This window comes from Streptomyces sp. NPDC006197 (assembly GCF_040613865.1).
GTDB lineage: Bacteria > Actinomycetota > Actinomycetes > Streptomycetales > Streptomycetaceae > Streptomyces.
In genome coordinates, this window is sequence record NZ_JBEXSZ010000203.1 from 1 (window position 1) to 11,615 (window position 11,615).

Annotated in this window: 8 protein-coding genes and 1 pseudogene; 3 read left to right on the top strand and 6 right to left on the bottom strand. The window is 71.8% G+C overall.

Annotation, left to right across the window (positions count from 1 at the left end):
- Positions 1-116 precede the first annotated feature (116 nt).
- Positions 117-1,334, bottom strand: a complete 1,218-nt coding sequence (gene ftsY, locus ABZ318_RS36690) for a signal recognition particle-docking protein FtsY (protein WP_356906766.1) — start codon at positions 1,332-1,334, stop codon at positions 117-119.
- A gap of 86 nt (positions 1,335-1,420) precedes the next feature.
- On the opposite strand from ftsY, the gene ABZ318_RS36695 reads away from it, so the two are divergent.
- Positions 1,421-2,875, top strand: coding sequence for a cytosine permease (locus ABZ318_RS36695; RefSeq protein ID WP_356906767.1), 1,455 nt, complete (start codon positions 1,421-1,423; stop codon positions 2,873-2,875).
- Positions 2,876-2,945: 70 nt separating this feature from the next.
- On the top strand, positions 2,946-3,917 hold the full coding sequence (locus ABZ318_RS36700) for an LLM class flavin-dependent oxidoreductase (RefSeq protein ID WP_356906768.1): 972 nt from the start codon (positions 2,946-2,948) through the stop codon (positions 3,915-3,917).
- 106 nt (positions 3,918-4,023) lie between these two features.
- Here ABZ318_RS36700 and ABZ318_RS36705 read toward each other — a convergent pair whose 3' ends face one another.
- The 4 genes from ABZ318_RS36705 to ABZ318_RS36720 all read right to left on the bottom strand — a co-directional run bounded on the left by ABZ318_RS36705 (position 4,024) and on the right by ABZ318_RS36720 (position 10,304).
- Positions 4,024-5,457, bottom strand: a complete 1,434-nt coding sequence (locus ABZ318_RS36705) for a sugar porter family MFS transporter (protein ID WP_356906769.1) — start codon at positions 5,455-5,457, stop codon at positions 4,024-4,026.
- A 191-nt stretch (positions 5,458-5,648) separates the two neighbouring features.
- Positions 5,649-9,182 carry a chromosome segregation protein SMC gene (gene smc / locus ABZ318_RS36710; RefSeq protein WP_356906770.1) on the bottom strand — a complete coding sequence of 1,178 codons (3,534 nt, stop codon included), beginning with the start codon at positions 9,180-9,182 and terminating at the stop codon, positions 5,649-5,651.
- A 232-nt stretch (positions 9,183-9,414) separates the two neighbouring features.
- Positions 9,415-9,633, bottom strand: coding sequence for a hypothetical protein (locus ABZ318_RS36715; protein WP_356906771.1), 219 nt, complete (start codon positions 9,631-9,633; stop codon positions 9,415-9,417).
- A 389-nt stretch (positions 9,634-10,022) separates the two neighbouring features.
- Positions 10,023-10,304 carry an acylphosphatase gene (locus ABZ318_RS36720; RefSeq protein ID WP_030690661.1) on the bottom strand — a complete coding sequence of 94 codons (282 nt, stop codon included), beginning with the start codon at positions 10,302-10,304 and terminating at the stop codon, positions 10,023-10,025.
- Positions 10,305-10,515: 211 nt separating this feature from the next.
- Here ABZ318_RS36720 and ABZ318_RS36725 point away from each other — a divergent pair, with 211 nt between their 5' ends.
- Positions 10,516-11,475, top strand: a complete 960-nt coding sequence (locus tag ABZ318_RS36725) for a CAP domain-containing protein (protein WP_356906772.1) — start codon at positions 10,516-10,518, stop codon at positions 11,473-11,475.
- Positions 11,476-11,523: 48 nt separating this feature from the next.
- Here the strand turns inward: ABZ318_RS36725 and ABZ318_RS36730 are convergent.
- Positions 11,524-11,615, bottom strand: a pseudogene (locus ABZ318_RS36730) (AraC family transcriptional regulator); the annotation flags it as partial.

Here is an 11,615-nt window from a genome sequence, read left to right on the forward strand (position 1 = left end):
CCCTTCATGCCGGGCTTGCAGGCGATGGCGTAGTCGCCGGCCTTGATCTCGGCGGTGATGGTGGCCTTGGTGCCCCCGCCAGGAGATGGCGGGGGCCCTCACGCGCGTACGGGGTGTCAGTCGCCGATCAGGGCGTCGACGAAGGCGCCCGGCTCGAAGGGCGCCAGGTCGTCCGGGCCCTCGCCCAGACCGACCAGCTTGACCGGGACGCCCAGCTCGCGCTGGACGGCGACGACGATGCCGCCCTTGGCGGTGCCGTCGAGCTTGGTGAGCACGATGCCGGTGATGTCCACGACCTCGGCGAAGACGCGGGCCTGGATCAGGCCGTTCTGGCCGGTGGTGGCGTCGAGGACGAGGAGGATCTCGTCGAGCGGGCCGTGCTTCTCGACGACGCGCTTGACCTTGCCGAGCTCGTCCATGAGGCCGGTCTTGGTGTGGAGCCGGCCGGCGGTGTCGATGAGGACGACGTCGGCCTTCTCGGCGATGCCCTCCTTGACCGCGTCGAAGGCGATCGACGCCGGGTCGCCGCCCTCCGGGCCGCGCACGGTGCGGGCGCCGACGCGCTCGCCCCAGGTCTGGAGCTGGTCGGCGGCGGCGGCGCGGAAGGTGTCGGCGGCGCCGAGGACGACGGACTTGCCGTCGGCGACGAGGACACGGGCCAGCTTGCCGGTGGTGGTGGTCTTGCCGGTGCCGTTGACGCCGACGACCATGACCACGCCCGGGGTGTCCTCGGGGCTCTCGGTCCTCACCGTGCGGTCGAAGTCGCCGAGGAGGGCGACGAGCTCCTCGCGGAGCAGGCCGCGCAGCTCGTCGGGGGTGCGGGTGCCGAGCACCTTGACGCGCTCGCGCAGCCGGTCCACGAGCTCCTGGGTGGGCGCGACGCCGACGTCGGCCGTGAGGAGGGTCTCCTCGATCTCCTCCCAGGTGTCCTCGTCGAGGTGCTCGCGGGACAGGAGCGTGAGCAGCCCCTTGCCGAGCGAGTTCTGGGAGCGGGCGAGCCGGGCCCGGAGCCGTACGAGTCGGCCGGCGGTCGGCTCGGGCACCTCGATCTCGGGAGCCCCGGGCTCCTCGACGAGCGGCTCCTCGACGACCGTGGCCCCGGAGGGCGCCTCGGTGGGGAGTTCGACCTCCTCGACCGTGCGGCGTGGTTCCTCCCGCGGTGTCTCCGCCTCCTCGCCGACGTGCGGTTCGGCGGGCGGAGCGGTGATGGTCGGCGTGGTGGACGGCGGCTCGGCCGGCGGCAGCTGCTTCTTCTTGCGACCGCTGATCACGAGCCCGCTCGTCACGGCGACCGCGACGACCAGAGCGATGACTACAGCAAGGATGAGTTCCATAACCGGTCCAGTATCGGCCACGAAGGCGCCGGAGGCGGAGCACGTACAGTGGTGGTTCCCCCACATCTGTCCAACGGAGTACCCCTATGCCCCACGCCTCCGAAGCCGCAGGCGCGACGCACGACGGCGCGATGGAGACCCGCGGTCTCGAGCCCGTCCCCGACGCCGAGCGGACCGGCCGGGTCCGCGAGCTCTTCCCGACCTGGGTCGCGGCCAACATCAGCGTGCTGCTGCTCACGATGGGCGCCGGTCTGATCGTCTTCAACGGCCTGAACTTCTGGCAGGTCCTGACGGTGGCGATCGCGGCGCCGGTCCTCTCGTACGGGATCGTCGGTCTGATATCGATCGCGGGGAAGCGCGGCGGGGCGCCCGGCATGGCGCTGTCGCGGGCCGTGTTCGGTCAGCGCGGAAACCTTTTTCCCGGGGCGCTGATCTGGGTGGCCCGCTGGGGCTGGGAGACCATCAACGCGGTCACCGGGGCGTACGCGGTGCTGACCGTCCTCGACCTGCTCTTCGGCGTGAAGTCGAACACGCTTCTCATCGTGGTGACGCTGCTGCTCTTCGTGACCAGCACGTTCCTGGTCTCGGGTCTCGGGATCAACGCGCTGCGGGTGTGCAGCACGTGGTCGACGTACCTCTTCGGCGCCTTCTCGGTGCTCGTCCTGGCCTATCTCGTGGCCGACACCGACTGGTCGGCGGTCTTCGACAAGCCGGCCGGTTCGACGGCGATGACGGTCGCGGGCATCGGCACGATCGCGGCCGGCGGCATCAGCTGGGTTCCCTCGGGCCCCGACTTCACGCGCTACCTGCCCCGGACGGCCTCCTCGCGGGCCATGGTCGGCTCGACGATCGGCGGCGCCGGGATCGTGGTGCTCCCGATGGTGCTGATGGGCGCGGTGATGGCGGTGTCCACGCCGGACCTGGCCTCGGCGCAGGACCCGGTCTCCTTCATCGGCGAGCTGCTGCCGATGTGGATCTCCGTGCCGTACCTGGTGATCGCGCTGATCGGGATGGTGCTGATCAACTCGATGTCGATGTACTCGGCCGGGTTCACGGCGCAGACCCTGGGCATCAAGGTGCCGCGTGCGGCGGCGGTGAGCGTGAACGCCGTGATCAGCCTGGTCTTCGGTTTCCTCCTGATGGTCGTGGCGTCCAGCTTCATCGGCTCGTTCATCTCCTTCCTGACGCTGCTCGCGGTGGCGTTCTCGGCGTGGATCGGGGTCTTCGGCGTGGACATGCTGCGCCGGAGGTCGTACGACGCGGCGGCGCTGATGGACACCACGAGGACCAGCGCCTACTGGTACCGGGGCGGTTTCGCCTGGCAGGCGATGACGGCGTGGGCCGTGGCGCTGGTCGTGGGCCTGCTGTTCACGAAGGTCGACTGGTTCTCCGGTCCGCTCGCCTCGTCCTGGATCGGTGAGAACGGTCTGGGCTGGGCGGCGACGATCACGGTCGCGGGCGTGCTGTACGCGGTGCTGCCGCGCACCCCGGAGAAGGTGCCGGTGGCGCCCGCCGAAGTGCGCGAGACCGTTTCCATCTGACGCCACGTCAGATAACGTCCCCCTTCCGCGTACCGGCGAACTTCCGCGTACCAGCGAAGGGGGACTTCCCATGCCGTTCAGCGTCGTACGGTTCAACCTCGTCGATCCCCGCGCGACCCCGGACTCCCTCTCGGAGCGCTACCGGGCCGCGCTCGCCATGGCCGCGTACGCCGACGGGCACGGCGTCGACACCGTGCAGACCGAGGAGCACCACGGGGTCGAGAACAACTGGCTGCCCTCCCCCTTCGCCTTCGCGGGCGCGGTCTTCGGCGCGACGCGCCGGATCGCGGTCACCGTCTCGGCGATCATCGGCCCGCTGCACGATCCGCTGCGCCTGGCCGAGGACATCGCGGTCCTGGACCTGCTGAGCGGGGGCCGGCTGGTGACGGTGGCCGGGATCGGCTACCGCCCGGAGGAGTACGAGGAGCGCGGGGTCGACTGGGGCCGGCGCGGCAAGCTCCAGGACCTGCTCCTGGAGACCCTGCTCGCGGCCTGGACCGGGGAGCCGTTCACCTATCGGGGCCGTACGGTACGGGTCACCCCGCGGCCGTTCACCCGGCCGCATCCGATGCTGCTGGTCGGGGGTTCGTCGCGGGCGGCGGCGCGGCGGGCGGCCCGGCTCGGGCTGCCGTTCTTCCCGAGCGCGCACCTGCCGGAGCTGGAGGAGTACTACCGGGAGCGGTGCGCGGAGTACGGCACGGAGGGCTGGACGATGATGCCGGCCGAGGAGACCCCGCTGCTGCACCTGTCGGAGGACCCGGACCGGACCTGGGCCGAGTACGGCGGGCACTTCCTGCACGAGGCGCGGACGTACGCCTCCTGGCAGTCGAAGGACATCCGCTCGGCGGTGCGGTCGACGGCGACGACGGTGGCGGAGCTGCGGGCGGAGGGGGTCTACCGGGTGGTCACCCCGGAGGAGTGCCTGGCGCTCGGCCTGGAGAGTCCGGTGCTGCATCCGCTGTGCGGCGGGATGCCGGTCGAGGAGGGATGGCGGAGCCTGCGGCTGTTCTGCGAGGAGGTGCTGCCGCGGCTCACGGCGTGAACCGGCGGACCGCACGGGCTCACGGCCTCGGAACGGCGCACCGCCCCGGCCGGAGGCATGGGGCCTGCGGCCGGGGCGGTCGTCGCGAGAAGAGGGGCAGCGGGGATTAGCCCATCTCCTCCAACGCCTTGCCCTTCGTCTCCTTGACGTACCGCAGCACGAAGGGGATCGAGAGCACGGCGAAGACCGTGTAGATGACGTAGGTGCCGGAGAGGTTCCAGTCGGCGAGGGACGGGAAGCTGGCGGTGATGGCCCAGTTGGCGATCCACTGGGCGGAGGCGGCGACGCCGAGGGCCGCGGCGCGGATCCGGTTGGGGAACATCTCGCCGAGGAAGACCCAGACCACCACGCCCCAGGAGAGGGCGAAGAAGAGCACGAAGACGTGGGCGGCGACGAGGGCCACGACGCCCTGGGTCTCGGGCAGCTTGCCGTCGACGAGGTCGGCGGAGAAGGCCCAGGCCTCGAAGGCGAGGGCGATCGCCATGCCGATGGAGCCGACGAGGGCGAGCGGCTTGCGGCCGACCCGGTCGACCAGGACCATCGCGATCACCGTGCCGATGATGTTGATGATCGACGTGGTGAACGAGTAGAAGAACGAGCTGGACGGGTCGATGCCGACGGACTGCCAGAGCGTCGCGGAGTAGTAGAAGGCGACGTTGATGCCGACGAGCTGCTGGAAGACCGAGAGTCCGATGCCCACCCAGACGATGGGCAGCAGCTTGAAGCGGCTGCCGGTGACGAACAGGTCCCAGAAGGTGGACTTGTGCTCGCGGCGCATGGCCTGCTCGATCTCGTCCACCCGGTGGTCGAGGTCGACGCCCCGGCCCTCGACCTCGGCGAGGACCTCCTTGGCCCGGTCGATCCTGCCGACGGAGATGAGGAAGCGCGGGGACTCGGGGATCGCGAAGGACAGCATGCCGTAGAGGAAGGCGGGGACGACCATCACGCCGAGCATCCACTGCCAGGCCTCCAGGCCGCCGATCTCGCCGCGCTGCTCGCCGTCGGCGAGCTGGAGGATGCCGTAGTTGACCAGCTGGGAGACGGCGATGCCGATGACGATCGCGGCCTGCTGGAAGGAGCCGAGGCGGCCTCGGTAGGCGGCGGGGGCGACCTCGGCGATGTACGCGGGGCCGATGACGGAGGCCATGCCGATGGCGAAGCCGCCGATGATCCGCCAGAGGGCGAGGTCCCAGAGGGCGAAGGGCAGGGCGGAGCCGACGGCGCTGACGGCGAAGAGCACCGCGGAGATCTGCATGCAGCGGATGCGGCCGATGCGGTCGGCGATCCGGCCGGCGGTGGCGGCGCCGATGGCACAGCCGATCAGGGCGACGGCGATGACCTGGGCGAGGGTGCCGGAGCCGATGTCGTAGCGGTCCCGGATCGCCTCGACGGCGCCGTTGATGACGGAGCTGTCGTATCCGAAGAGGAATCCGCCCATCGCGGCGGAGGCCGTGATGAAGATGACGTGGCCGAGGTGGTCCGGGTGGGCGGCTCGGCCTTCGGAAGGCGGCGGCGTGGGCGCCTGCGCGGTGTCGGTCACATGGACTCCTCGGTGGGGGGCGAGCCCTTCCAGTGGCGCACAACTTCACGCCGCCCACCACGTGAAGGTAAAAGCAACGTTGCAGAGACTATGCCTTCAAGTTTCGAAGTCAAGAGGGGGCCTCCATCCGTCACCAGAGGGCAACAAGCTCACTTGAGTTCAACTCTTGAATGTGATCTTGAAGAAACTCTCTAGCGGAGCCTTTGGCTGATGACCTTGGATACCCCGTCGCCCTGCATGGAAACGCCGTACAGCGCGTCCGCGACCTCCATCGTCCGCTTCTGGTGCGTGATCACGATCAGCTGCGAGGACTCCTGGAGCTCCCGCATGAGCCCGATCAGCCGCTGGAGGTTGGTGTCGTCGAGCGCCGCCTCGACCTCGTCCATCACGTAGAACGGGCTGGGTCTGGCCTTGAAGATCGAGACGAGCAGCGCCACGGCGGTGAGCGAGCGCTCACCACCGGAGAGCAGCGAGAGCCGCTTGACCTTCTTGCCCGGCGGGCGGGCCTCCACCTCGACGCCGGTGGTGAGCATGTTGTCGGGATCGGTGAGGACCAGCCGGCCCTCGCCGCCCGGGAAGAGCCGCGAGAAGACTCCCTCGAACTCGCGGGCGGTGTCCCGGTAGGCCTCGGTGAAGACCTGCTCGACCCGCAGGTCCACCTCCTTCACGACCTGAAGCAGGTCGGTACGGGTCTTCCTGAGGTCCTCCAACTGCTCCGAGAGGAACTGGTGCCGCTCCTCCAGGGCCGCGAACTCCTCCAGGGCCAGCGGATTGACCTTGCCGAGCTGGTGGTACGCCCGTTCGGCGGCCTTCAGCCGCTTCTCCTGCTCCGAACGGACGAACGGGCGCGGCTCCTCGGACTCCGGATCCCCCTCCTCGCCCTCGACCGTCGGCGGCGGGGGCACGGGCTGGTCCGGACCGTACTCGGCGACCAGGGCGGTCGCCTCCACGCCGAACTCCTCCAGCGCCTTCGCCTCCAGCTGCTCGATCCGCAACCGCTTCTCCGCGCCGAGCACCTCTCCCCGGTGCACGGAGTCGGTCAGCTTGTCGAGCTCGGCCTTGAGGTCCCGGCCCCTGGCCCGGGCGGCCGTCAGGCCCTGCTCCCGCTCGGCCCGCGCCGCCTCGGCCGCCTCCCGCTCCCGCTCGGCGCGTTCCAGGGAGACCTCGACATGGGCCAGGAGGGTACGGGCTCCCGCGGCGACCGCGCCCGCGACCCGCTCCTCGTGGCGCAGCCTGGCCCGGCGCTGCTCGGCACGCGCGCGTGCCTCCCGCTCGGCGCGGGCGGCCCGGTCGAGCGAGTCGGCCCGTCCGGCGAGCCCCTTGACCCGCTCCTCGTGGGTACGGACCTGGAGCCGCGCCTCCATCTCGCTCTGGCGCGCGTGGGCGCCCTCGATCGCGAGCCGGTCGCGCGTGGAGGTGTCGGGCTCGTCCTCGGCCGGCATCTCCTCGGCGACGAGGAGCCGTTCGGCCAGTTCCTCGGCTTCGGCGGTGGCCTTCTCCAGGGCCTCCTGCGCGCGGGCGGCGGCCGCCGCGGTCCGCTCGGCCTCCCCCGCCGCTCCCCTGGCCTGCCCGGCGAGCCGGCCGAGCCGCTGGGCGACGGCGGACCTCTCGCGCTCACCGGCGCGGCGGCGGGTGTCGAGCTCCTCGACGAGCGCGGCGGCGTGGCGGCGCCGCTCGGTGGCCTCCTGCTGCGCGAGCGCGAACTCCCCGCACCGCACGCCGAGTTCGTCGAGCTCGGCGGCGGCCTCGGCGACCGAGGCCTGGACTTCGAGGAGGCTGGGCGCCCCGGCGGAGCCGCCGTGCGCGAAGTGCGCGCCGAGCAGGTCGCCTTCGGCGGTGACGGCGGTCAGCTCGGGCCGGGCCCTGAGCAGTTCGACGGCCTCGTCGAGGTCCCCGACGACCACGATTCCGGTGAGCAACCGGCGGACGGCGACCAGGACTTCGGCGGGCCCACTGACCAGGTCGGCGGCGTACGGGTGCCTTCCGGCCGCCGTCGGGGACTCCGGCTCGGGGGCACCGGCCAGGATCAGCGAGGCCCGGCCCGCGTCCTGCTTGCGCAGCAGGCGCAGGGCCTCGGCGGCGGAGGAGGGCCCGTCGGCGGCGAGCGCGTCGGCGGCGGCGCCGAGGGCGGCGGCGACGGGGACCTCGTATCCGGGGGTGACGGTGAGGAGTTCGGCCGCCGGGCCGAGGAGTCCGCTGAGTCCGGCGGAGAGCAGCGCGCCCGTGCCGTCCTTGCGGCGCAGCCCGAGGGCGAGCGTGTCGTGCCGGGCCTTGGTCGCGGCGCGGCGGCGTTCGGCGGTGGCGGCGGCCTCGCGGGCGGCGCCGAGCGCGGCCTCCGCGTCGGCGAGTTCGCGGCGGGCGGCCTCGTACCGCTCGGCGTGCTCGGTGTCCTCCGCGTCGAGGCCGTCGACCTCGGCCTTGAGCTGCTCGTACTCCTCCTGGGCGGCGGCGGCCCGCTCCGCGGCCTCGTCGCGGGCGGCGGCGAGCCGGTCGATCTCGGCCTGGGCGGAGGCGGCGCGCGAGCGGGCCGCGTTGACCTGGCCGTGGAGCCGGGCGAGGCCCTCGCGCCGGTCGGCGATGGCGCGGGCGGCGTCCTTGAGGCGGCGCTCCTCGGCCGCGAGCGTGCGCTCCAGGTCCGCGCGGTGGGCGACGCTGCCCTCCAGGGCGCGCTCGGCGGCCTCCAGGGCGGCTTCGAGCTCCGCTTCCTGTTCGCGGACGCGGGCGGCCTCGCGCTCCAGGTCCTCCGGGTCGCGGCCGCGCCGTTCCTCGGCGGGCGCGGTGGTGGCGCTCTTCACGCGCGCGTCGGCCAGGGAGACGGTGCCCCGCACGCGTTCGGCGAGCTGGGAGAGGTCGTACCAGTTCTGCTGTGCGCGCTCCAGGCGGGGCACGAGGGTGCGGGCCTCCGCCTCCAGGCCGGCCTCCTCGGCGAGGGCGGCGCGCAGCTCGGCCTCGGTGGCCTCCTTGCGGGCGAGCAGGGCGGCCTCGTCGGCCACCTCGGCGGCCAGCGCCGCCCGGAGCCGGACGAGGTCGTCGGCGAGGAGGCGGAGCCGGGCGTCGCGCAGGTCGGCCTGGATGACGACGGCGCGGCGGGCGACGGCCGCCTGCCGGCCGAGCGGCTTGAGCCGGCGGCGGAGCTCGTCGGTGAGGTCCTGCACGCGCGCGAGGTTGGCCTGCATCGCGTCCAGCTTCCGCAGCGCCTTCTCTTTCCGCTTGCGGTGCTTCAGGACGCCGGCGGCCTCCTCGATGAAGGCGCGGCGGCCCATCGGGTCGGCGTGCAGCACGGAGTCGAGCTGCCCCTGGCCGACGATGACGTGCATCTCGCGTCCGATGCCGGAGTCGGAGAGCAGGTCCTGGAAGTCGAGCAGCCGGCAGGTGTCGCCGTTGATCTGGTACTCGCTGCTGCCGCCGCGGAACATGATCCGGGTGAGGGTGACCTCGGCGTAGTCGATGGGCAGCGCGCCGTCGGAGTTGTCGATGGTCAGCGAGACCTCGGCGCGGCCGAGCGGCGGGCGCCCGGTGGTGCCGGCGAAGATGACGTCCTCCATCTTGCCGCCGCGCAGCGACTTGGCGCCCTGCTCGCCCATGACCCAGGAGAGGGCGTCCACGACGTTGGACTTGCCCGACCCGTTGGGCCCCACGACGCAGGTGATTCCCGGTTCGAACCGCAGCGTGGTGGCCGAGGCGAACGACTTGAATCCGCGGAGGGTCAGGGCCTTGAGGTGCACTCATGCGACTCTACCGGGGCCCGTGCGTTTCACCCGCGATGACGTGGGGCAGATCCTCGGATGAGGAGGGGTGGGACACGGGGGAAACGGCGGGTGAAAGGAAGAAGGGACGCCGAAGCGTCCCTTGCATATCCAGCTGTCGTGCACGTACGTCGATCCGCACGATCAGCGGTGTGGTGTCCGGCTGCGCCGACGAGAATGCTTTCCGCCTGGCCCCTGGGGGGCTGGGTCGTCAGGTGAGCGCAGGCTCTGCCTGGGGTACGTCGAGATCGATGCTGTTCAGCAGCGACTCTCCCTGGTGCTGAGCGGCGGCAGCGGCGAGCGTGTCCTTCTCGGACTGGATCCGTACCAGCTCGGATTCGAGGTCCTGGACGCGCTGCTGGAGCCGTCGCATCTCGGCGAGGAGTCGCGGGTCGGAGCCGCCGACGTAACCGAGAAGCGCCTTTGCCATGATGGATGGTCCTCCACAATGAGTGACCGACCGAAGCGGTGTGGGTCGTGAGGGATTCGCACCCGCGGTGCTCGGCAGTACTGCTTGTCGTGCCGGTTCCACTGCCAAACAGCTAAGGTGCGCGGGGCTTCCAGAGTCTCACCAAAAAGTTTGACGGTCAACACGATCACGCCCCGTTTGAAGGGCTACCGAGGAGTCCACGGCCGCTCAGCGGGCGGCGGGGCCTTCGAACTCGGTGCCTCGGGGGCGTCGCGATCATCCTTATGGGGCAGCCTTCCATGCCCGGCGCCAGATGGCAACCATCAGGTGCTTCGCTGGTCACGCCCCTGTTACCGGCCGTCCGCCCGGCGCCGCGCTGGGTCACCGGGCAGGGTGTCGGAGCGTGATCGTCAGCGGATGGCGAAGCCGTCGTAGCCGCCGCGCGGGGTGTCCCAGATCTCAGTGACGCCGTCCACACGTCCGGGTGTGTCGTCGGAGTGAAGCCAGTCGAGCAGACGGTGGCAATTCTCACGCGGCCCCTCGGCCACCACCTGCACCCGGCCGTCGTCGAGGTTCAGGGCGAAGCCCACCAGGCCGCCGATCTCCAGGGCGTTTGCCCTGGTGAACCAGCGGAAGCCCACTCCCTGCACCCGGCCGCGCACCCAGGCGGTCATCCGTACGTCGTCGCTCATGGCTGCACGCTAACGGGCGGATTGCCAGATGAGCACATCACCCCTGCTCTCCATCGCGTACAGTCCCGACCGAACACACCTCACCCGTTCGGGCGCGCGCCGTTCGACTGTCCCTCCGGAACGGTACCGACAGCAAAGATCAGCAAAGCCCGGCAAAGAACCAGCGAAGACAGCGAAGACAGCGAAGACCAGCAAGAGGAAGGCAGAGCAGATGGGACGCCACCGTCGCTCCGGCGCCGCACCCGCCGCAGAAGATTACGCGGCCGGTTCGGACCTCCCGCACCGGGGTGCCGCCCGCCGTCGGCGGCCCGTGCGCACCGGCCTGCTCGGCGTCTCCGCGGCCGTCGCGGTCGGCGCCGTCGCCGTCGCCTCGGGTCTGCTGCCCGGCGGGGACGCGTTCACCGTCGGCAGCACCGGCACGAGCGAGCACCAGGTCCAGTCCCGGCAGGCCCCCGAGCTGACGACGCAGGGCGGCTCCACGCAGTCCCCGGCCGGCGGATCGGGCGGAGCGGTGACGGGCGCGAGCACGGACACCGGGAAGCACGGCGCCCCCGTCGTCCCCTCGGCGACCCCGTCCACGAAGCCGAGCCCGAAGGCCACCCCGAAGCCGAAGCCTTCGAAGACGCCTTCGAAGGCCCCTTCGAAGGCGCCGCCGAAGACGAAGGCCCCCGCCCCGAAGCCGGTGGCGCCGAAGACCTCGGCCGCGCCCACGACGAAGGCGCCCGCGCCGAGGCCGGCCCCGACCACGGCGGCGCCGACGGAGAAGCCCCCGGTCACCTCCACCGCCGACCGGGGCGAGGCCGCCGAGGCCGAGGTCTTCCGCCTGGTCAACACCGAGCGCGCCAAGGTGGGCTGCACGCCGGTGCGCGCGGACGCGCGGCTCGGGGCGCTGGCCGGCGCGTTCAGCGCGGACATGGCGGCCCGCGGCTTCTTCGACCACACGGACCCGGACGGCGACACCCCGTGGGTCCGGGCGGAGCAGGCGGGCATCTCGGGCATGGGCGGCGAGAACATCGCCCGCGGCCAGGTGGACGCGGCGGCGGTGATGGCGTCCTGGATGAACAGCGACGGTCACCGCGCCAACATCCTGAACTGCGACTTCACGACCATGGGCGTGGGCGTCGTCTTCGGCGACGGCGGCCCCTGGTGGACCCAGGACTTCGGTTACTGAGCCGGGCACCGTACGCGGAAGGGCCCCGTCACCTGGAGGTGACGGCTGCCGGGCCCGGGCCGCCCGCTGCCGGATCAGCCAGCGGCCGGGGCTCATGCCGATCTCCTCGTTGAACCGGCGGGCGAAGGTCCGCAGACTCA